Raw genomic sequence first — 21010 nt, 5'->3', positions numbered from 1 at the left:
CAGCACCTGAATTCTTAAAGCCTGTTGCGGACGTGATTTGGCGCCGCGACGCTATCGCGTATCACCAGCTCGCTCGACAGCAACCGGGAACCGCTTTGTACCGTATTGCCCTGTAGCTGCTCTAAGAGTAGCAGCATGGCTTCACGCCCTATCTGATAGCGCGGCTGTGCGACGGACGTCAGCGGCGGCCAGCAGTATTGTGCCTGTTCAATGTCATCGAAGCCGACGACTGAGAGATCGCGCGGTACATCCAGCCCCATTTTTTTGGCTTGCGCCAGAACGCCCAGCGCGATGAGATCGTTGTGACAAAAGATAGCACTGGGAGGCTGTGGGTGCTGCATAAGCGTAATCAGGCCGTTAATCCCCGTTTCGTAGGTGAAATCGCCCCGAAAAATGTACTGATTATCAATAAGAATGCCGCTGCGGCGCAGCGCCTGAATATATCCCTGCAAACGGTATTGGCTCAGGTGCATATGTTCCGGGCCGGCAATGCAGGCAATACGTTGATGGCCCGCCTGATACAGATAATGCACGGCTTCAAAGGCGGCGGTCAGGTTATCGATGTGTACGGTAGGGAGCGCCAGATCCGGGGCAAACTCATTTGCCATTACCATCGGCGGCAGATTGCGTTGTTCCTCATGCCCGGTGTCAAACGGCAGGTCTGAACCGAGTAATAGCATGCCGTCAATCTGTTTAGTCATGATCAGATCGACAAAGGTTTTTTCTCTCTGGTGCTGGTGGGCACAGTCGCCAATCAACACCAGATAACCGTGTTCAGCGGCGGTTTCCTCGATTCCGCGAAAGATTTCGGAGAAGTAAGGATCGCAAATATCCGGCACGATCGTCAGGATCGTCCGCGATTCGTTGCGCTTGAGGTTTCTGTTCAGCGCGTGGGGCGAATAGCCAACGGCGACGGCGGCCTGCTCGACTTTCCTGCGTGTGGCCGCCGAAACTTTTTCCGGATTCATTAAGGTTCGGGATACCGTAGCGGTAGAGACGCCGGCCTCATCCGCCACATTTTTCATCGTCGCCGTGGTGACGCCTTTCTTCTGCTTCAACGCTTTTCTCCTTGCGTCAGCGTTAACTGGCGCTGACAGTCAGCGGGGCGATCCTGCCTGCTGGCTATGATGACAGAGACTCTTTCTATGATCGTGGCAATTGCATGGCAGCAAACCGCCTGTGTAAATAGAGATAACAGATTGAACGCCACTTTTGTTGCTTAATTTGCATCGAAAGTGTGATGAATATCGTGTTCTGGACGCCGTTCGCAAAAATAGCGGGTGAAATCCAGGCTGACTCAATGAAAACGCTAGCCGTCTGTGGGGTCGACGTCCAGCACCCATTTTACTTTACGCGCCTGCGGCAGCGTTCCGATCAGCGTGAGTGACGTTCTGACCAGTTTCTGTAGCCGTGCTCTGGAAGGGTGCTGTAACAGCAACTGCCAGCGGAAACGGCCCGCGCGTTTGGGCTGCAAAGCCGGTACCGGGCCCAGCAGCCAGAGCATGTCATCCCGCAGCGGGCTGGCTTCCAGCAGATTACGCAGTTGCTGTAGGAATAATGCGGCTTGCTGATTATCGTGATCGTCAGCACGAAAGACGATGTGGTTGGTAAACGGCGGCAGGAAAACGCTTTTTCGTTCGCTCAACGCCTGGCTGGCAAAGGCGTCGTATCCCTGTTGCAGTAGCGTTTGCAATAACGGATGCTCCGGATGGTGGGTTTGTAGCGCCACTTCGCCCGCTTTACCGGCGCGTCCTGCACGACCGGCTACCTGCGTATAGAGCTGCGCGAAACGCTCTGCCGCGCGGAAATCGGCAGAGAACAGCGAACCGTCAACGTCCAGTAAGGCAACCAGCGTGACATCGGGGAAGTGGTGGCCTTTCGCCAACATCTGTGTGCCGATGAGTATTCGCGCTCCCCCTTGTCTGACCTGTGAGAGTTGCTGTTCAAGCGCGCCTTTGCGGCTGGTGGTGTCCCGGTCAATGCGGGTAATCGGGACCGTTGGAAAGATCGGGGCGAGGCTTTGCTCCAACTGCTCAGTGCCCAGACCGACGGGCACCAGATGTGTGGAGCCGCAGCCGGGGCACTGTTGCGGAACCGGACGCTGGCTGTCGCAGTGGTGGCAGCGCAGCATTTTCTGGTGCTGGTGGTAGGTATAGTAGTGATCGCAGCGCGGACATTCTGCGATCCAACCGCACTCGTGGCACATCACCACGGGAGCGAAGCCGCGGCGGTTGAGGAATAAAATGACCTGATTATCGTTCGTCAGATGGTGACGGATACGCGCGATCAGCGGCTGGGACAGCCCGGCCGTCAACGGCAGCCCCTTCAGATCGATGATGTGCTGTTTAGCCAGCGCGGCATTCCCCGCTCTTTTAGTCAAATTCAGCCGTCGATATTTGCCGATCTGTACGTTATACAGCGTTTCCAGCGCGGGCGTCGCCGTCCCCATCACGATCGGAATGTTTTCTTCTCTGGCGCGGAATACCGCTAAATCGCGTGCATGATAACGCCAGCCTTCCTGCTGCTTGTAGGAGCTGTCGTGTTCCTCGTCAATGATAATCAGCCCCAGACGGGCAAACGGCGTAAATAGCGCTGAGCGAGTGCCGATCACAATCGCCGCTTCACCGCTGCGGGCGCGTAGCCAGACGGCGAGGCGCTCACTGTCGTTGAGCGCAGAGTGCAGCACATCCACCGGGGCGTGAAAACGTTCGCGAAAGCGGGCGATAGTTTGTGGCGTCAGGCCGATTTCGGGCACCAGAACCAGCGCCTGTTTTCCCTGCGCCAGCACGTTTTCCAAAACGCTGAGGTAGACCTCGGTTTTACCCGAACCGGTGATGCCTGCCAGCAGCCAGGCGGCAAAATGGTTATCTTCGCTGCGAATAGCGCCGACGGCGGTCGCCTGTTCGGTATTCAGGCGCAGCCGGTCGGTCGCCAGACTAAACTGCTGGCGCCAATCCTGGAGGGGCTGTTCTGCCGCTTTCAGCTCGCATAACCCTTTGCTGCGCAATGCCTGTAAGGCCGTTTCCGTCAATCCGGCTTCGCTTACCTGATGGCGATAAATCGGTGATTGCAGCAACGCCGCCAGCGCCTGCTGCTGTTTGGCGGCGCGCTTGAGGGTGTCAAGCGGGGTCGCTCGCCCTTGTTCGGTGGCAAACCACTGCCACAGCGGCGCGTGGTGAGCGGGTTTCCCCTGACGCAGTAATATTGGCAGCGCATGAAATAACACTTCGCCAATCGGGTAGTGATAATAATCGACCGCCCACAGTAAAATGCGCCACAGGCTGGGGGGAAACAGCGGCTGTTCGTCCAAAACGTCATGCACGGGTTTTAATTGTTCAAGTGGAAGTTCGCTGGTGTTGCTCAGTGCGGTAATAATGCCGATCGCTTTACGATTGCCGAAAGGAACGCTGACGCGTGCGCCGACCTGCGGAGCGATTCCCCCTGCGGGTAGCAGATAATCGAACGTACGCGCCAATGGCACGGGCAACGCGACCTGAGCGACAGACATAACCTCTCCGTGAAATTCGACGTTAATTGACGTAACACACCGGAATAACGGCATAGTTTGTATTACGTGCGACGCCGATGGCAATAAAGCAGGGCGTTAGTGTACATGCTGCAAGGGATAATGTATGGATGCGATTGCATCAGGGGGGGAGTTTCTGTATGATCCGCCGCCATTATGCCGTTTGCATAATAGGCTACTTTACTCACTTTCGTGTGGTGTCTGGCGGAACAGGGCTGGATAGCGACACGGCCTTAACAGAGGTTTCCCATGAAAAAAGGTATTCACCCGAATTATTCTGAAGTTACTGTAACGTGTTCTTGCGGTAACGTGATCAAAACCCATTCAACCGTGGGTCGTGACCTGAACCTGGACGTATGTGGCGAATGCCATCCGTTCTACACTGGCAAACAGCGTGATGTTGCGACCGGTGGCCGTGTTGATCGCTTCAACAAGCGTTTCTCCGTTCCAGGCAGCAAAAAATAAGTTTTACCGGCTCATCAGCGCGGTAATTTTCGCAAAGGCACCGGAAGGTGCCTTTGTTGTTTCTGGCGTGTTAATGCCCCCGCGACTGTTTTAGCAGCAATCCCAATACAAAAATCCCCCCCAACCCTGCCGTAATAATCCCGATGGGTAATTCCTGCGGCGCCAGCAGTTGACGGCTTAACCAATCGCCACCGGACAGGAGTATGGCGCCCAGTACGGCCGTCATCGGCAGGAGTTTTTTGTGCAGAACGCCGCTTAACGGGCGTGCCAGATGCGGGATCATCAGGCCGATAAACCCGATCACGCCGGTCAGCGCCACCAGAAGTGAAGTCGAAAAAGCACAGCAGATAAAGATTTCCACCCGAACACGAGGCACATTCACGCCCATTGAGACGGCGGTTTGACTGCCTGCCAGCAGGGCGTCGAGCGCACGCCAGCGCAAGGCGGTCAGACCGAATAACAGCAGGACGCTGATGACGGCGAACGGTAAGGTATCCCAGCGGGCAAGACCCAGGCCGCCCAGCGACCAGAAAAGAATTGAGCTGGCGGCGCGCTGATCGCCGGAAAAGACCAGATAGTTCGTCAATGCGCCGAACAGAAAGGAGATGGCCAGCCCGCAAATGATCAGGCGCTCCGCACCCCGCGCCCGTTGCAGCAAAAACAGCGCGATAACGGCGATAGCCGACAAGATGCCGCCACAGAAGGCGGCTACCGGCAGCGCCAAGTCGCCGAGTTGTTCACCGAAGCGCGTGATGACGGCGACCGCGCCCGCGGATGCGCCGGCAGAAAGGCCAAAGAGAAAAGGGTCGGCCAGTTCGTTGCGGGTTGCCGTTTGTAAGAAGGCGCCGACCATGGCTAACCCCGCGCCGCACAGCGCCGCCAGCAGGCTGCGGGGGATGCGCAGTTCCAAAATGATGCGTGATGTCATCGGTGAGGCATCCGACGATGAGAGCCCCAATACGCCTGCGACCTGCGTAAGGGGAATTGTCGTACTGCCTGTCGCAATATTCAGCAGCATCAACCCTAGAAGTACCAGCCACGCGGTAGCGAAAACCACGACATAGCGTGAAGACGTCGGGCTCATTGAAAGGCATCCGGATAGAGCGTACGCGCCAGTTTATCGATGGCCGCGATATTGGCGGGTCCTGGGGTCAGCTCCGCATATTGCAGCTTAAGATAGCGCTGCTGCCGCACCGCAGGTGTGAATTTCATCAGCGGATGCGATTCCAGAAAGCGTTGCAGGGTGTCTGCGCCGCTGCCCGTCTGGTAGTCCAACAGGATAATCACGTCCGGCTCGTGGGCCGCGACGTTTTCCCAAGAGGTTGTGGCCCAACTTGCTGCCATGTCGTCCATCACATTTTTGCCGCCGGCCGCCTCAATAATCGCGGTGGGCATGGCGAATTTCCCACTGGTGAACGGTTTATCCTCACCGGAATCATACACGAAGACGGTTTGCGCCGGCCGACGGCCAATGCGGGTTTTTAACGCGGCGATCTGCTGTTTCCAGCCGTCAATCAGCGTTTGCGCCTGTTCCTGTTTACCGAAGATTTTCCCCAGTTTCAGTATGTCGCCGTAGAGGAGATCCATGCTGGCGCGTGGGCGTTGCTGTTCGGTGAAAATACAGCTTTCGCTCAGTACCAGTGTCTGGATGCCGTATTTTTTCAGCGACTGCGGCGTAACTTCGCCACCGACCTTCATGCCATAGTTCCAGCCGGCAAAGAAGAAATCCGGATTCACAGCCAGCAGATTTTCCAGTGTCGGAGATTTTTCCGCCAGTTCGGGGATTGCGGACTGTTGTTTAATAAAATCAGGGGACGCTTTATACCAGCCGGTAATGCCGGTCAGCCCGACGATATTTTTTTGTAACCCAAGCGCAAAGGCCATTTCCGTCATATTCAGGTCGTGAATGACGGCGCGTTGCGGGGAGTGGGTAAATGTCAGCGGTTGCCCGCAGTTGTCGACCGTGACGGGAAAGCCGGAGGCGTGGGCGTAAAGCGACGTAAATATTAACAGTCCGGACAGGAGTGCGAGTTTCATCAGGGTTCCTTAGCGCATTCAGGGGCTTCAAAGATGCGGATGGGTGAGCCGTTGACCGGGTGGGGAACAGTAAAGCTGTTCATTCCAAACACGGTTTTCACGCAATCGGCGCTCAGTGCATGCGAGGGAAGGCCCCATCGGAGCAGCTTTCCTTGTTGCAAAACCGCGACGCGATCGGCAAAAGGCGTAATGAGTGGTAGATCGTGCAGCACCGCCAGTGTTGAAATGCCGCGTTTGCGCACGAGGGAGAGCAACTGCGCCCGGGCCAACGGATCGAGGTGATTGGTGGGTTCGTCCAGCAACAGAAGCTGTGGCGTTTGTGCAAAAGCGCGGGCCAGCGCGGCGCGCTGCCGTTCCCCGCCGGAGAGGGTGCCCAGCAGACGGTGGCGCAAAGGTAATAAGCCCGTATCGTCCAGCGCTTCTTCGATAAGTTGGCTGTCGCGTGAAGGCGTGCTGCACCCGTGATGGGGAATTCGGCCTAAGGCAACATATTCCTCGACGCGCAGGCGCAGGTCAGGCATGTCGTTTTGCGCCAGAATCGCGATACGTTTTGCCCGCTCACCGCGACAGAGCGTGCCGAGAGGCTGTCCGTTCAGGCGGACATACCCTGTTGTGGCGCTGAGCTCACTGGTCAGAACGCGTAACAGCGTGGATTTTCCGCTGCCATTGGGGCCAATCAGCGCCAGACGTTCGCCATTATGCATGGACAGCGAAATGTCACGGAGTCTCGGTGCCTGATGATCTCCGGCAACGGAAACGCGATGAATGTGGAGCAACATGGCGGAGGAAGAGCATGAGGCTGTCATTATACGGGTCTGCCGTCATTAAAATTGAATTGTTATGTTATAACATAACAATTTAAAATCAATCTCAATTTAAAACGTTAAAACGTAAGAGAAAGAGGAGCCAGTAAGGAGAGAGGAAATGGCTGGAGAATTAATAAGCGGCGGTATTGGTATAACGCCCCCGGCAGATGGCGGGGACGTTATAACGTGTGACTGGCGACGGTCAGTATTCCCACGTATCCGGATCAATCCCCATTTCACGCATGATGACTTTCGCCTCTTCCGGAATTTCATCGCTGCGTTCTTTACGCAGGTCATCATCATCCGGTAGCGGTTGCCCGGTAAAGGCATGGAGAAACGCCTCGCACAGCAGTTCGCTGTTGGTGGCATGACGCAGGTTATTGACCTGTCGACGTGTACGCTCGTCAGTCAGTATCTTTAATACTTTCAGAGGGATAGATACTGTTATCTTCTTGACTTGTTCGCTTTTTTTACCGTGTTCAGCGTAAGGGCTGACATACTCGCCGTTCCACTCAGCCATGGGATACCTTAAAAATTAATCTAATGAAGACAGCATCTGTCATGAAATGCCACGATTCTAACGGTTATTCTGCCTGTGCTCAATCTATACGCAAAGAGGTTTAGATGTCTAGATGTATTGACGTCCATTGAATCTGAGTTTACTCTTAAGTTCCTATCTTTTCAGCCTCAAGTCAGGAAATGAGCCGATGACGCGTAAACAGGCAACGATCGCAGTCCGCAGCGGGTTAAATGATGATGAACAGTATGGCTGCGTCGTCCCCCCCATTCACCTTTCCAGTACGTATAACTTTACCGGTTTCAACCAGCCTCGCCTACATGACTATTCGCGTCGCGGCAATCCGACGCGGGACGTGGTGCAGCGCGCGCTGGCTGAACTGGAAGGCGGCGCGGGGGCGGTAATGACGGGCAGCGGAATGTCGGCGATTATGCTGGTTTGCACGGTGTTCCTGCGTCCCGGCGATCTGCTGGTGGCCCCACATGACTGTTACGGCGGCAGCTATCGCCTGTTTGACAGCCTGAGTCAGCGTGGTGCGTTTCGCGTTAAGTTTGTCGATCAAAGTGATACCGCTGCGCTTAACGCGGCGCTGGCCGAAAAACCAAAGCTGGTGCTGGTGGAAAGTCCAAGTAACCCGCTGTTGCGTGTCGTCGATATCGCCGCGATTTGTCAGGCTGCGCGCGCTGCGGGCGCGGTCAGCGTGGTGGATAACACGTTCCTGAGTCCGGCGTTGCAGCAGCCGCTGGCGCTGGGCGCGGATTTAGTCGTGCATTCATGCACAAAATACCTGAACGGTCACTCCGATGTGGTGGCGGGCGCGGTGATCGCCAAAGATGCCGATACCATCACTGAACTGGCCTGGTGGGCGAACAATATCGGCGTGACCGGTGCGGCGTTTGACAGCTATTTGCTGCTACGCGGCCTGCGAACGTTAGCGCCGCGTATGGCGGCAGCGCAGCGCAATGCGCTACAGGTGGTTGAATACTTACAAACGCAGCCGCAGGTGAAAGCGCTCTATCACCCTTCTTTGCCGAACAATCCCGGTCATGATATTGCCCGTCGTCAACAATCCGGCTTTGGGGCCATGTTAAGTTTTGAGCTGGACGGCGATGAAGATACGCTCCGGCGTTTTCTGGGCTCGCTGGAACTGTTCACGCTGGCAGAATCGCTCGGCGGCGTCGAGAGTCTTATCTCCCATGCGGCAACCATGACGCATGCGGGCATGGCGCCTGAAGCGCGCGCTGCCGCGGGTATTTCAGAAACATTACTGCGTATTTCCACCGGCATTGAAGACGGCGATGATCTGGTCGCCGATCTGGATCGTGCGTTTCAGGCCGCAGCGAAGAGGTAAGAATGAGTGCATTAGGTGTAGCGCCATCGGTAACGGGTCGGCAGTTGCATAAGTTCGGCGGCAGCAGTCTGGCCGATGTGAAGTGTTACCTGCGCGTTGCCGGGATTATGGCGGAGTACAGCCGTCCGGGCGATTTGATGGTGGTTTCTGCCGCGGGCAGCACCACGAACCAACTGATTAGCTGGTTAAAATTGAGTCAGAGCGATCGTCTGTCGGCGCATCAGGTTCAGCAAGCGTTGCGCCGCTATCAGAGCGAACTGATCGCCGGGCTTTTGCCTGCGGAAGACGCCGACGCGCTGACGACGCAATTTATTCGCGATCTGGAGCGCCTGGCCGCGCTATTGGATGGCGGCGTCACCGAGGCCGTTTACGCTGAAGTCGTCGGGCACGGTGAGATCTGGTCGGCTCGTTTGATGTGCGCCCTGCTGAATCACCGGGATATGCATAGCGCCTGGCTGGATGCGCGCGATTTTCTCTGTGCGGAACGTGCCGCTCAACCTCAGGTTGACGAAGGACGTTCCTGGCCGCTATTGCAGCAATACCTGACGCAGCATGCAGGGCAGCGTCTGATCGTGACCGGTTTTATCTGCCGTAATGATGCGGGAGAAACCGTACTGCTGGGGCGTAACGGGAGCGACTATTCCGCCACGCAGATTGGGGCCCTGGCTGGCGTCAAGCGCGTCACGATCTGGAGTGACGTCGCCGGGGTTTACAGCGCCGATCCGCGCAAAGTGAAAGATGCCTGTCTGCTGCCGCTGTTACGGCTGGATGAGGCCAGCGAGTTGGCTCGTCTGGCTGCGCCAGTGCTGCATACGCGTACCTTACAGCCCGTTTCCGCCAGCGATATTGACTTACAGTTACGTTGCAGCTACCAGCCTGAACAAGGCTCGACGCGGATTGAACGCGTGCTGGCATCGGGCACCGGCGCCAAGATTGTCACCAGCCATGATGATGTGTGTCTGATTGAAATTCTGGTGCCGGCGGGACACGATTTTGTGTTGTTGCAAAAAGAGGTGGAACATCTTCTGAATCGCTCACAGGTGAAGCCGTTGGCGATTGGCGTTCATCCGGATCGTAACCTGCTGCAACTCTGTTATACCTCAGAAGTGGTGGACAGCGCCTGGCAACTGCTGGGGCAAGCCAACCTGCCTGTGGCGCTTAGTCAGCGTGACGGTTTGGCGATGGTCGCGATGGTCGGTGCCGGCGTGGGCAAAAACCCGCTGCACAGCCACCGTTTTTATCAGCAATTGAAAGATCAACCGATAGAATTCGTCCATCAGGCCGATGATGGCATCAGCCTGATGGCGGTGTTACGCGTTGGCCCAACGGAGCATTTGGTGCGTGGGTTGCACCATTCGCTATTCCGTGCAGAAAAACGCATCGGTTTGGTCTTGTTCGGGAAAGGGAATATTGGTTCACGCTGGCTGGAACTGTTTGCGCGTGAGCAAAGCAATTTATCCGCTCGTACCGGTTTCGAGTTCGTGCTGGCTGGCGTTGTGGATAGTACGCGTAGCCTGCTGAATTACGATGGACTGGATGCCAGCCGCGCGTTGGCTTTCTTTGAGAGTGAGGCGCACGAACGGGATGGCGAGGATCTGTTCCTGTGGATGCGGGCGCATCCGTTCGACGATCTGGTGGTGCTGGATGTCACCGCAAGTGAATTAGTGGCCGATCTGTATCTGGATTTCGCCAGCTACGGTTTCCATGTTATCAGCGCCAACAAACTGGCCGGTGCGTCCGGCGGCAATAACTACCGCCAGATTCGCGACGCGTTCGCCAAAACGGATCGCCACTGGCTGTATAACGCGACCGTGGGGGCGGGGCTGCCAGTCAATTTCGCCGTGCGTGATTTACGGGAAAGCGGTGACAGTATTTTGGCCATTAGTGGGATTTTCTCCGGCACGCTCTCCTGGCTATTCCTGCAATTCGACGGTACGGTTCCGTTCACCGAGCTGATCGATCAGGCCTGCCAACAGGGGCTGACCGAACCGGACCCGCGCGTTGATTTGTCCGGTCAGGACGTGATGCGCAAGCTTGTGATTCTGGCGCGCGAGGCCGGGTATGATATCGAGCCCAGCCAGGTGCGAGTCGAGTCGCTGGTGCCGGCAGGCTGTGAGCGGGGCTCTGTCGATCACTTCTTTGAGAATGGGGATTCATTGAACGAGCAGATGCTGCAACGTCTGGAGGCCGCGCAGGAGATGGGGCTGGTGCTGCGCCATGTTGCGCGTTTTGACAGCAGCGGCAAGGCGCGTGTCGGCGTTGAAGCCGTTCACCCCGATCACCCGCTGGCCTCGCTGTTGCCGGGCGATAACGTGTTTGCGATTGAAAGCCGCTGGTATCGGGATAACCCGCTGGTGATCCGTGGTCCGGGGGCCGGGCGCGATGTCACGGCGGGCGCGCTTCAGTCTGATTTAAGCCGTTTGGCTCAACTGCTGTAATGACGGCATCATCTTCTGGCCGTCTCCGGTAACCGGAGACGGCCCGTATCTTATTCCTCCCGTCTTCCTTCAAAGCTTTCCTCAACAGCGATGGGACGAGCCGGTTTCTGCTCTCTTCCCGCCTGTTTCCGGGGCACATGATGAACTTTTTTCATTTATCGTGAGTAATCATCATCACATCTCGTTTGAAAAGCGTTGACTCCTTAAGCAGATTACGTCATTTTCTATATAGACGTCTAAACGTATAGACGCTTATAAAGCGATAATAACGGTCACGGTCAATGGGGTAGCAGGGTATGAGCTTTTTTCACGCAAACCAGCGAGAAGCGCTGAATCAAAGTCTGGCGGAATTGCAGGGACGGATTAATGTGTCATTTGAATTCTTTCCGCCGCGTACCAGTGAGATGGAAGAAACGCTCTGGAACTCAATTGATCGACTAAGCAGCCTGAAACCCAAATTTGTCTCCGTCACCTATGGGGCAAATTCCGGTGAGCGTGACCGTACGCACGGCATTATCAAAACGATTAAAGAGCGTACCGGTCTGGAAGCGGCGCCTCATCTGACCTGCATCGATGCTTCGCGCGAACAGCTGCGTGAAATCGCTCAGGATTATTGGCAGAGCGGGATCCGCCATATCGTTGCGCTGCGCGGCGATTTACCTCAAGGCGGCGGCAAGGTGGATATGTACGCAGCGGATCTGGTCTCCCTGTTGAAAGAAGTGGGCGATTTCGATATTTCAGTCGCGGCCTATCCTGAAGTACACCCCGAAGCCAAAAGCGCTCAGTCTGACCTGATCAACCTGAAGCACAAGATTGATGCTGGTGCGAATCGCGCTATTACGCAGTTCTTTTTCGATGTTGAAAGCTACCTGCGATTCCGTGACCGTTGTGTCGCGACGGGCATCGATGTCGAAATTGTGCCGGGCATCCTGCCGGTATCGAATTTCAAGCAACTACAGCGTTTTGCCACGTTGACTAACGTGCGTGTGCCGAACTGGATGACGACCATGTTTGACGGTCTGGATAACGATCCGGAAACGCGCAAAATGGTCGGTGCCTCTATCGCGATGGATATGGTAAAAATCCTGAGCCGCGAAGGGGTAAAAGATTTCCACTTCTATACGCTGAACCGCGCCGAACTTAGCTATGCGATTTGTCATACGCTGGGGGTGCGCCCCGAAGTGTCTCGCTGAGGCCGCGCGCATACGATTTCAGGAAGAGCCACGAGGCCGCAACGCGGTGACGATGAGCAATGGCAGCGGAAAGCCTTTCAACGTCACTTATGGCGGCCGTGAAAAGGGGGAATCTCAGGGATGAGATTCCTATTCATAATGTCCGGAATCCCCTCCGTTGGCAGCGCTAACGTTTACCTCAAAGTAGGATGATCGCTTGGCGACCATCTCTATCAGGCTTTTGAGGTGCAATGCCGCTTTTTCAATCGGTTTTCTCTGACGCGGCATTATCGGTTAGCCGATTCATCTACCGTTGGTTTTCCACGATGCACCACGAAGGTGTCGTTGTTCGATGCGTACACATTAATCGCCGGTATCAAATCACTTGAATGGATCCGTTCGCTCGTTATAGCGTGGTAGCGAGCTGGCTGGTGCCGCTAAACACCGAAAGCGTAAAACGGCTGTTTTATTTCTGTAGAAATGCTCAGGTACGCTTCGGCGTGAAGTATTATGCATCTTGCATATTGATAGGGACAATCGTTGATTGATATTCTATCTATCGTTGCTCGCTATCGTGATAAGGAGAATAATAATGAATATTCGGGACTTAGAGTATCTTGTAGCGCTGGCTGAACATCGTCATTTCCGACGTGCGGCGGATTCCTGCCATGTGAGTCAACCCACGCTGAGTGGTCAGATTCGCAAACTGGAAGATGAATTGGGTGTGATGCTATTGGAACGAACCAGCCGTAAGGTACTGTTTACCCAGGCCGGACTGTTGTTGGTGGAGCAAGCCCGCACGGTATTGCGTGAGGTTAAAGTCTTAAAAGAGATGGCCAGTCAGCAGGGCGAAACCATGTCTGGGCCGCTGCATATCGGTTTGATCCCCACCGTTGGGCCGTACTTGCTCCCGCAAATCATTCCAATGCTGCATCGCACGTTTCCCAAACTTGAAATGTATCTGCACGAAGCGCAGACGCATCAGCTGTTGGTTCAACTGGACAGCGGCAAGCTGGACTGCGCCATTCTGGCGATGGTGAAAGAGTCCGAAGCGTTTATTGAAGTTCCCCTGTTTGACGAACCGATGAAGCTGGCGATTTATCAGGATCACCCGTGGGCAAACCGTGAGCGTGTGGCGATGTCCGATCTCTCCGGCGAAAAGCTGCTGATGCTGGAAGACGGCCACTGCCTGCGCGATCAGGCGATGGGGTTCTGCTTCCAGGCCGGGGCTGATGAAGACACGCATTTTCGGGCAACCAGTCTGGAGACACTGCGTAACATGGTCGCTGCCGGAAGTGGCATCACGCTGCTGCCATCGCTGGCGGTGCCGCATGAACGTGAGCGCGATGGCGTCTGCTATCTGCCTTGCTATAAGCCGGAACCCAAACGGACTATCGCGCTGGTGTATCGTCCTGGTTCACCGCTGCGCGGACGTTATGAACAGCTTGCCGATACCATCCGTGAGCATATGCAAGGCTATATGGAAAACCTGTCAAAATAGGCGGTTGAGCCCATTCAGCGCCGCCACGCGGTAGGCTTCCGCCATGGTTGGGTAGTTGAAGGTCGTATTAACGAAATATTCGATAGTATTGCCTTCACCTTTCTGTTCCATAATGGCCTGCCCGATGTGGATAATCTCGGCGGCGCGTTCGCCAAAGCAGTGAATACCCAAAATCTGTTTTGTTTCGCGGTGAAACAATATCTTCAAACTTCCCACATTCATGCCGACAATCTGCGCTCGGGCCAGATGCTTGAACTGAGACCGTCCGACTTCGTAAGGCACTTTCATCGCGGTCAGCTCTTGCTCGGTTTTCCCGACGGAGCTGATTTCCGGGATGGTATAAATACCGGTCGGGATATCTTCGATTAAATGCGCGCTGGCATCGCCTTTGATGATCGCCTGCGCGGCGAGTCGACCCTGATCGTATGCTGCCGAGGCCAGGCTGGGGTAGCCGATGACATCGCCGATGGCATAAATATGCGCCAGCGCCGTCTGGTACATGCTGTTGACTTTGATTTGTCCACGGCTGTCGGTGTTCAGGCCGATATTGTCCAGCCCCAGCGTTTCCGTATTCCCGGTGCGTCCGTTGGCATAGAGCAGGCAGTCCGCCTTCATCTTTTTGCCTGATTTCAGATTGACGATAACGCCGTCAGACAGGCCTTCGATACTCTCGAACTCTTCGTTGTGACGAATCACGACGCCGTTGTTCCAGAAGTGGTAGGACAAGGCATCCGACATTTCCTGATCGAGAAAGGCCAGCAGCCTGTCGCGGGTATTGATTAAATCGACCTTGACGCTCAGGCCGCGAAAGATAGATGCATATTCGCAGCCGATCACGCCCGCGCCATAGATGATGACGTGTTGAGGTTCGTGGTCGAGTTGCAAGATAGAGTCGCTGTCGTAAATACGGGGATGGCCGAAATCGACGTCTGCCGGATGATACGGACGTGAACCGGTGGCAATGATGATATTCGCCGCAGTCAGGGTTTCATGGGTATTGTCTGGATAGTGAACGGCAACCGTATGTGCGTCGACAAAGCGGGCTTCACCGGAGAATAACTCGCACTGATTACGTTCATAAAATCCCTGTCGCATTCGGGTTTGCTGACCGATGACGCTGTCGGCATGGCGCAGAATATCGGAGAAGGAGGAACGAATAATGCGGGAATTATCACTGTAGAGAGGATTTTGATTGAACTCGATAATACGGCTGACGGCATGGCGGAGGGCTTTGGAAGGGATCGTACCCCAGTGGGTACAGCCGCCGCCGACATTATAGTGACGTTCAATCACCGCAATTTTGGCGCCATGCTTGGACAGTCCCATCGCGGCGCCTTCACCGCCGGGCCCTGAACCAATAACGATGGCATCATAATCGAATTGATGTTGTAGAGTCATGGTAGGCTAAACCTGTTTTTATACAAATTAATAACGTGATTGTAACATTGACTGCGGCAGAACCCAATCACCCCCGCATTTACCAAGGAAACGGATGCTCACATTCTAAATATGACAAACTTTGTCTCATTCTGCGGACAAAAAAGTTTGCTATAGTGCCCTTCTGGAAAAGGGAGTAAATCATTTGGGCAGCATAATGGGTGTCAGAGCACAACAAAAAGAACGGACTCGTCGTTCCCTTATCGAAGCTGCTTTTAGTCAGTTAAGCGCTGAACGCAGTTTTGCCAGCCTGAGTCTGCGTGAAGTGGCACGCGAAGCGGGGATTGCGCCGACGTCTTTCTATCGCCATTTTCGCGATGTGGATGAACTAGGGCTGACGATGGTTGACGAAAGTGGGCTGATGCTGCGTCAGTTAATGCGTCAGGCCCGGCAGCGTATTGCTAAAACTGGCAGCGTGATCAGAACATCGGTGTCTACCTTCATGGAATTTATCGGCAATAATCCTAACGCATTTCGGTTATTACTACGTGAGCGCTCAGGGACATCGGCGGCTTTCCGTGCGGCGGTCGCACGTGAAATCCAGCATTTTATTGCTGAACTGGCGGATTATCTTGAGGTGGAAAACCATATTCCCCGTAGTTTTGCCGAGGCGCAGTCGGAAGCGATGGTGACCATCGTGTTCAGCGCAGGAGCAGAAGCGCTCGATGTCTCTCAGGAGCAGCGCAAGCAGTTGGAAGAACGATTAGTGCTGCAATTACGGATGATCGCCAAAGGTGCTTATTACTGGTACAGAAAAGAGCACGACAATAGTTTTACCGTGCCATAAATCCTCTATACCCATGAGAAGGGAAAAGCCATGACCGAAAAACCTCACCAAGAAAAAGGCACGCTGGTGCTGGCGCTCATTGCGGGCTTATCCGTCAATGGCGCATTCGCGGCCTTGTTCAGCAGTATCGTCCCATTCTCTATCTTCCCCTTGATTGCGCTGGCCTTGTCCGTTTACTGCCTGCATCAACGTTATCTGCACCATAGCATGCCGGAGGGTATTCCGGTGCTGGTGGCGGCTAGCTTTCTGCTGGGGCTGTTGGCTTATAGCGCGATGGTGCGCGTTGAATATCCCGCTATTGGATCGAACTTTATTCCCTCGATCCTGTGCGTGGCATTGGTTTTCTGGATTGGCCTGAAACTGCGCCGCAGAAAAGCCGCAGGGGCAGCAACAGAAGAGAGTGAGACGCTGTAGCGGGGGAGTCTGGCGGGCCTGCCCGCCAGACGGTGTGCGTTACTGACGCTTTTCCAGTAGTACGCCGCACTCCATGTGGTGGGTGTAAGGGAATTGATCGAAGAGCGCCAGACGGCGAATGTCGTGGGTTTTCGAGAGCGTTTGCAGGTTATTGCTCAGCGTTTCCGGGTTGCAAGAAATATACAGAATGCGCGGATACGCCTGCACGAGCTTAACGGTGGCATCATCCAGTCCGCTGCGCGGCGGATCGACGAAAATGGTTTCACACTGATAGCTCGTCAGATCGATGCCCTGTAAACGGTTAAACTGTCGCACGCCCAGCATGGCCTGTGTAAATTCTTCCGCCGCCATGCGAATTATCTGAACGTTATCAATCTGATTGGCGGCGATATTATATTGCGCCGCCGCGACGGACGGCTTGGCGATCTCCGTTGCCAACACGCGCTCGAAGTTTCTTGCCAGCGCGAGCGAAAAGTTACCATTTCCACAGTACAGTTCCAGCAAATCGCCTTTTGACCCCGCCGTCGCATCCAGCGCCCACTCCAGCATCTGAATATTTATGGCGGCATTCGGCTGCGTGAAGCTGTTTTCTACCTGTCGATAAATCATGTTCCGGCCTGCAACCGGCAGACATTCATCGACGTAATCGCGATCGAGACAGATTTTCGTTTTCGTCGCCCGGCCAATGAGCTGTAAGCGGAAACCTTGCGCAAGCAAACCTTCACGCAGCGTTCGGGCATGTTCCTGCCATTCCTCGTCCAGTGCGCGGTGATACAGCAAGGAAACGACAATCTCGTCGCTCATTGTGGACAGGTAGTCGATCTGGAACAGTTTGCGGCGCAAAACCGGGTCAGGCTGTAGCGCGGCAATCAGTACGGGCATCAGGCGATTAATCAGCTCGCTGGCCGCCGGAAACCGATCGACCCGAATGCGCTGTTTGGTTTGCTGATCAAACATAATGTGGTAAAGCGCGTCGCCATCGTGCCAGATACGGAATTCGGCGCGCATTCGATAGTGACTGACGGGAGAACGGAAGACGGCAGGCTCCGGTGCATTGAACGGTGCCATCATTCCACGCAGACGCTCGGTTTTCTCTGCAAGCTGGTCGTCGTATTGTTCGATGGGCAGGATTTCTGGCGTCATGATTTTCTCGTCTTAACGGCGTCTAAAAGGGCGTTATTGGCCGGGAATTGTAGGGAATCCGGCCAGGAAGTCCAGTTTTGTGATGTTATTATTCTGTCGTGATATAGAAGTCTAGACTTCCGCAATGTGCGATTGTAGGATGAGCGTCCGGTCTTGTACCAGTTAAAAGGGAATCCAGTGTAAATCTGGAGCTGACGCGCAGCGGTAAGGAATGCCCCGGCGATAGCATTATTATGCAGACACTGTCTTTTAAAGATGGGAAGTCATCGCTTTCGTTGTATTCCTTACCGTTGTTGGCGGTTTGTGATAACAATGGCATCCAAGCCCGAAGACCTGCCGGAATACGTCGCAATGGGTTCTGCATATCGCGTGCTATTAACAGAACCTGCGGCATCCTTCTTATTTCTTGGATGCGTTAACTAATGATAAAAAAAATTTCGCTGCTGACGGCGCTTTCCGTCACGGCATTTTCTGGCTGGGCACAGGAAAACCATTCATCTCAAGATCATTCATCAGGAAAAAATGCTGATGACATCGTCGTAACGGCAAACCGTTTCGCACAGCCGGTTTCTTCGGTGTTGGCGGCAAACAGTGTCGTCACGCGTGCAGATATTGATCGCTGGCAGGCAAAGTCGCTCAATGATGTGATGCGCCGTTTGCCCGGCGTGGATATTGCTGAAAACGGAGGGCGGGGCCAGCTTGGGTCCGTGTTTATCCGTGGTGGAAGTGCCAGCCATGTATTGGTACTGATTGATGGGGTTCGCCTTGCCTCGGCAGGGGTTTCCGGCACTGTTGACTTCAGTCAAATCCCCTTATCTTTAGTACAACGTATTGAATATATTCGTGGCCCACGTTCTGCCGTGTACGGATCCGATGCTATCAGTGGCGTCATCAATATTATTACCGAGCGCGATCAAGATGGTGGGGTGCTAAACGCTGGTTACGGCTCTCATGCTTATCAGAACTATGATGGTTCAGTACGTGGTCATGTGAGTGACAATACTGTTGTCAGTGTTGCAGGAAGCTATGAAGCTACCCATGGATATAATGTTTATCCTTCCTCGCCTTGGCCAGCTGACAGAGATAATGATGGTTATCGCAGCAAATCTTTTTGGGGAGCGCTGGAACAGCGTTTCTCTGAAAATACTTCCGGCTTTTTCCGTGCCTATGGATATGACAATAATACGGATTATGATGTTGTTGGTACTTATCAAGGAAATGATAAGAGCTACTTGAATACTCGAAATTATGATGCAGGGTTAAAATTCCATGAAGGTATTTATTCAAGCCAATTAACAGCCAGTTATCAAACTTATGATTCTCTCAATTTTAATGACATCATCGGAAAATATAACGGAACGATTACTCAAATTGAGCAACGGAACCTGCAATGGGGCAATGTCTTCAATGTAGGAAATGGTAGCGTAAGTGCTGGGGTTGACTGGCGAAATGAGCGAGCGCAACCGGGGGGCGGAGCCGCCTATACTCAGGCCCATAGCCGCGATAATACCGGCATTTATCTGACAACTCAGCAGCAACTCGGCTCTGTTACGTTAGAAGGCGCGATACGCGGTGATGATAATCAACAATATGGCCGACATGGCACGTGGCAAACTGGCGCCGCCTGGGAGTTTGTTGACGGCTATCGAATTGTCGGTTCTTACGGTACGGCATTTAAAGCGCCGACATTCGACAAGATATATGACACCGCATACTCGCAGGGGAATCCTAATTTATCGCCTGAAGAAAGTAAGCAGTGGGAACTTGGCGTTGAAGGCTTAAGCGGCCCGGTAAACTGGCGTCTTTCTGGATACCGGAACGAGGTTGATAATTTAATTAACTACCGCGCGATTAACTTTTCAACGGGGACCTACGATAACGTTGGCAAAGCGGTAATGACCGGTGCTGAATTTACCGCGGCCTATGATACAGGGTGGTTGTCGCATCAGATGACATTGGAATATTTGGATGCTAAGGATAAAACGGCAGATAAAGGTTTGGCTCGCCGTGCCCATAAAAAAGCAAAATATGAGCTTTCCACATTATTAAATGATGTGAACATGTCGCTGACCTGGCTTTATCAAGGCGCGCGTTCCGATACTGATTTCGATCCTGTCACTTTTCAACCTCAACCCGTGAAGCTTGGTGGTTATAGTACGTGGGAGCTCGCCGCTTCATATCCGATCACCTCTCATCTGACCGTTCGTGGTAGAATCGCCAACCTGTTTGATAAAGATTACGAGACGGCATATGGCTACCGCACGGCAGGGCGAGAATACTATCTCACCGGAAGCTATACCTTCTAACCTGCTATCCCGTCCTACGGTTCTGGTCTTCGATTCCGGCGTAGGCGGGCTGTCTGTTTATGATGAGATCCGGCAGCTCTTGCCGGATCTTCATTATCTCTACGCCTTCGATAACGAAGCCTTTCCCTATGGCGAGAAGCCACAGCAATTTATTATCGATCGCGTGGTTGAGATTGTTACGGCGGTTCAACAACGTCATCAGCTTGCATTGGTCGTGATTGCCTGCAATACGGCAAGTACGATTTCTCTTCCTGCATTACGTGAACGTTTTACTTTTCCTGTCGTGGGCGTCGTTCCCGCAGTGAAGCCTGCGGCTAAACTGACGCGCAATGGTGTTGTTGGTCTGTTGGCGACGCGCGCGACGGTTCAACGTCCGTACACGCATGAGTTGATTGCCCGTTTTGCGACGGATTGCCAGATTCTGTCGCTGGGTTCGTCAGCGCTGGTCGAACTGGCAGAGGCGAAATTACAGGGGGAGACGGTTTCAGTGACTGAACTGCAAAAAATTCTGCGTCCCTGGCTGCGTTTGCCTGAGCCGCCAGATACGATCGTACTGGGGTGTACGCATTTTCCGTTATTGGCAGAAGAACTGAAAGCGGCCCTGCCGGATGGCACTCGGCTTGTGGATTCCGGCGCGGCGATAGCACGAAGAACAGCATGGCTCATCGCCAATTTGGATAATCCTCCCCGTTCGGCTGAACGCAATCTGGTTTATTGTCTGACGATTACGCCTAAGGTCGCCACGCTATGGCCAATATTGCAGCGTTATGGCTTCGATTCGCTGGAGAAACTGCCACTTTAATCACTTTGTGGGCAAATAGTAGACAAACGACGATTTTTTTGCATTTAGCGCTTGTCAGGCGGCGAGAAGTCCCTATAATGCGCCTCCACTGACACGGCAACAGCGGCTTACGCGGTTGTGGCGGCAGGAAAAAGATTTCATAAAGCAGTCAGCAATGACTTGACTTTAAAGCGGATTAGCATAGACTATGCGGCCCGCGCCACGGAAGATGTGGCACTGCTCTTTAACAATATAATCAGACAATCTGTGTGGGCACTCACAAGACCGTATCTTAACGATATAAAAAGTCTTGAAGAGTGAACAACAGT

At 54.0% G+C, this 21010-nt stretch carries 17 protein-coding genes and 1 riboswitch; of the genes, 9 read left to right on the top strand and 8 right to left on the bottom strand.

What is annotated here, in order from left to right:
* Positions 1-14: 14 nt before the first annotated feature.
* Positions 15-1058: a DNA-binding transcriptional regulator CytR gene (gene cytR, locus EDC54_RS15140; RefSeq protein ID WP_132458143.1), complete on the bottom strand. Its 1044-nt coding sequence runs from the start codon at positions 1056-1058 to the stop codon at positions 15-17.
* Between the two features lie 251 nt (positions 1059-1309).
* Complete coding sequence (gene priA / locus EDC54_RS15135; RefSeq protein WP_132458140.1) at positions 1310-3508, bottom strand: primosomal protein N'; 2199 nt, start codon at positions 3506-3508, stop codon at positions 1310-1312.
* A gap of 267 nt (positions 3509-3775) precedes the next feature.
* Between priA and rpmE the strand changes: the two genes are divergently transcribed.
* Complete coding sequence (gene rpmE, locus EDC54_RS15130) at positions 3776-3991, top strand: 50S ribosomal protein L31 (protein ID WP_132458137.1); 216 nt, start codon at positions 3776-3778, stop codon at positions 3989-3991.
* Positions 3992-4061: 70 nt separating this feature from the next.
* On the opposite strand, the gene EDC54_RS15125 is transcribed toward rpmE, so the two are convergent.
* The 4 genes from EDC54_RS15125 to metJ form a co-directional block, all read right to left on the bottom strand.
* Positions 4062-5075 carry a FecCD family ABC transporter permease gene (locus EDC54_RS15125; protein ID WP_132458134.1) on the bottom strand — a complete coding sequence of 338 codons (1014 nt, stop codon included), beginning with the start codon at positions 5073-5075 and terminating at the stop codon, positions 4062-4064.
* The gene (locus EDC54_RS15120; protein WP_132458131.1) at positions 5072-6028 is read right to left on the bottom strand and encodes an ABC transporter substrate-binding protein; all 957 of its coding nucleotides are present in this window, start codon (positions 6026-6028) and stop codon (positions 5072-5074) included. Before EDC54_RS15120 ends, EDC54_RS15125 begins: the two co-directional genes overlap by 4 nt.
* Positions 6028-6834 carry an ABC transporter ATP-binding protein gene (locus tag EDC54_RS15115; RefSeq protein ID WP_132458128.1) on the bottom strand — a complete coding sequence of 269 codons (807 nt, stop codon included), beginning with the start codon at positions 6832-6834 and terminating at the stop codon, positions 6028-6030. Before EDC54_RS15115 ends, EDC54_RS15120 begins: the two co-directional genes overlap by 1 nt.
* Before the next feature lie 202 nt (positions 6835-7036).
* Positions 7037-7354 carry a met regulon transcriptional regulator MetJ gene (gene metJ, locus EDC54_RS15110; protein WP_132458125.1) on the bottom strand — a complete coding sequence of 106 codons (318 nt, stop codon included), beginning with the start codon at positions 7352-7354 and terminating at the stop codon, positions 7037-7039.
* A gap of 187 nt (positions 7355-7541) precedes the next feature.
* Between metJ and metB the strand changes: the two genes are divergently transcribed.
* From metB to oxyR, 4 genes are all read left to right on the top strand, one after another.
* Positions 7542-8702 (top strand): cystathionine gamma-synthase, encoded by a 1161-nt coding sequence (gene metB / locus EDC54_RS15105; RefSeq protein ID WP_132458122.1) that lies wholly within the window; start codon positions 7542-7544, stop codon positions 8700-8702.
* A gap of 2 nt (positions 8703-8704) precedes the next feature.
* A complete protein-coding gene (locus EDC54_RS15100) occupies positions 8705-11140 on the top strand; it encodes a bifunctional aspartate kinase/homoserine dehydrogenase II (protein ID WP_132458119.1) in 2436 nt (811 codons plus the stop codon).
* 296 nt (positions 11141-11436) lie between these two features.
* Positions 11437-12333 (top strand): methylenetetrahydrofolate reductase, encoded by an 897-nt coding sequence (metF, locus tag EDC54_RS15095; RefSeq protein ID WP_132458116.1) that lies wholly within the window; start codon positions 11437-11439, stop codon positions 12331-12333.
* Positions 12334-12904: 571 nt separating this feature from the next.
* Positions 12905-13813: a DNA-binding transcriptional regulator OxyR gene (oxyR, locus tag EDC54_RS15090; protein WP_132458113.1), complete on the top strand. Its 909-nt coding sequence runs from the start codon at positions 12905-12907 to the stop codon at positions 13811-13813.
* Here the strand turns inward: oxyR and sthA are convergent.
* Positions 13805-15211 (bottom strand): Si-specific NAD(P)(+) transhydrogenase, encoded by a 1407-nt coding sequence (gene sthA, locus EDC54_RS15085; protein WP_132458110.1) that lies wholly within the window; start codon positions 15209-15211, stop codon positions 13805-13807. The two genes, oxyR and sthA, sit on opposite strands and share 9 nt — an antisense overlap.
* A 196-nt stretch (positions 15212-15407) precedes the next feature.
* Here sthA and fabR point away from each other — a divergent pair, with 196 nt between their 5' ends.
* Both fabR and EDC54_RS15075 read left to right on the top strand, forming a co-directional pair.
* Positions 15408-16037 (top strand): HTH-type transcriptional repressor FabR, encoded by a 630-nt coding sequence (gene fabR / locus EDC54_RS15080; RefSeq protein ID WP_165904328.1) that lies wholly within the window; start codon positions 15408-15410, stop codon positions 16035-16037.
* A 30-nt stretch (positions 16038-16067) separates the two neighbouring features.
* A complete protein-coding gene (locus EDC54_RS15075) occupies positions 16068-16451 on the top strand; it encodes a YijD family membrane protein (RefSeq protein ID WP_132458104.1) in 384 nt (127 codons plus the stop codon).
* A gap of 39 nt (positions 16452-16490) precedes the next feature.
* On the opposite strand, the gene trmA is transcribed toward EDC54_RS15075, so the two are convergent.
* Complete coding sequence (trmA, locus tag EDC54_RS15070; protein ID WP_132458101.1) at positions 16491-17594, bottom strand: tRNA (uridine(54)-C5)-methyltransferase TrmA; 1104 nt, start codon at positions 17592-17594, stop codon at positions 16491-16493.
* 133 nt (positions 17595-17727) lie between these two features.
* Positions 17728-17949: riboswitch (cobalamin riboswitch) on the top strand.
* A 67-nt stretch (positions 17950-18016) separates the two neighbouring features.
* Between trmA and btuB the strand changes: the two genes are divergently transcribed.
* Together btuB and murI are read left to right on the top strand one after the other, a co-directional pair.
* On the top strand, positions 18017-19900 hold the full coding sequence (gene btuB / locus EDC54_RS15065) for a TonB-dependent vitamin B12 receptor BtuB (protein ID WP_132458098.1): 1884 nt from the start codon (positions 18017-18019) through the stop codon (positions 19898-19900).
* Positions 19845-20702 carry a glutamate racemase gene (murI, locus tag EDC54_RS15060; protein WP_132458095.1) on the top strand — a complete coding sequence of 286 codons (858 nt, stop codon included), beginning with the start codon at positions 19845-19847 and terminating at the stop codon, positions 20700-20702. The genes btuB and murI overlap by 56 nt, the downstream gene beginning before the upstream one ends.
* Positions 20703-21010: the final 308 nt, after the last annotated feature.

Origin of the sequence: Samsonia erythrinae (assembly GCF_004342665.1) — a bacterium.
GTDB classification, from domain to species: Bacteria; Pseudomonadota; Gammaproteobacteria; order Enterobacterales; family Enterobacteriaceae; genus Samsonia; species Samsonia erythrinae.
Note: the sequence above shows the minus strand (reverse complement) of the source record. Positions and strands in the feature narration are given on the sequence as shown.

Bases quoted from the DNA above. Each gene is read 5' to 3' on its own strand.
- fabR (WP_165904328.1), top strand. From the start codon at position 15,408: ATGGGTGTCAGAGCACAACAAAAAGAACGGACTCGTCGTTCCCTTATC.
- EDC54_RS15115 (WP_132458128.1), bottom strand. From the start codon at position 6,834: ATGACAGCCTCATGCTCTTCCTCCGCCATGTTGCTCCACATTCATCGC.
- rpmE (WP_132458137.1), top strand. From the start codon at position 3,776: ATGAAAAAAGGTATTCACCCGAATTATTCTGAAGTTACTGTAACGTGT.
- EDC54_RS15075 (WP_132458104.1), top strand. From the start codon at position 16,068: ATGACCGAAAAACCTCACCAAGAAAAAGGCACGCTGGTGCTGGCGCTC.
- metJ (WP_132458125.1), bottom strand. From the start codon at position 7,354: ATGGCTGAGTGGAACGGCGAGTATGTCAGCCCTTACGCTGAACACGGT.
- murI (WP_132458095.1), top strand. From the start codon at position 19,845: ATGGCTACCGCACGGCAGGGCGAGAATACTATCTCACCGGAAGCTATA.
- metB (WP_132458122.1), top strand. From the start codon at position 7,542: ATGACGCGTAAACAGGCAACGATCGCAGTCCGCAGCGGGTTAAATGAT.
- EDC54_RS15100 (WP_132458119.1), top strand. From the start codon at position 8,705: ATGAGTGCATTAGGTGTAGCGCCATCGGTAACGGGTCGGCAGTTGCAT.
- EDC54_RS15125 (WP_132458134.1), bottom strand. From the start codon at position 5,075: ATGAGCCCGACGTCTTCACGCTATGTCGTGGTTTTCGCTACCGCGTGG.
- metF (WP_132458116.1), top strand. From the start codon at position 11,437: ATGAGCTTTTTTCACGCAAACCAGCGAGAAGCGCTGAATCAAAGTCTG.
- btuB (WP_132458098.1), top strand. From the start codon at position 18,017: ATGATAAAAAAAATTTCGCTGCTGACGGCGCTTTCCGTCACGGCATTT.
- sthA (WP_132458110.1), bottom strand. From the start codon at position 15,211: ATGACTCTACAACATCAATTCGATTATGATGCCATCGTTATTGGTTCA.
- EDC54_RS15120 (WP_132458131.1), bottom strand. From the start codon at position 6,028: ATGAAACTCGCACTCCTGTCCGGACTGTTAATATTTACGTCGCTTTAC.
- priA (WP_132458140.1), bottom strand. From the start codon at position 3,508: ATGTCTGTCGCTCAGGTCGCGTTGCCCGTGCCATTGGCGCGTACGTTC.
- trmA (WP_132458101.1), bottom strand. From the start codon at position 17,594: ATGACGCCAGAAATCCTGCCCATCGAACAATACGACGACCAGCTTGCA.
- oxyR (WP_132458113.1), top strand. From the start codon at position 12,905: ATGAATATTCGGGACTTAGAGTATCTTGTAGCGCTGGCTGAACATCGT.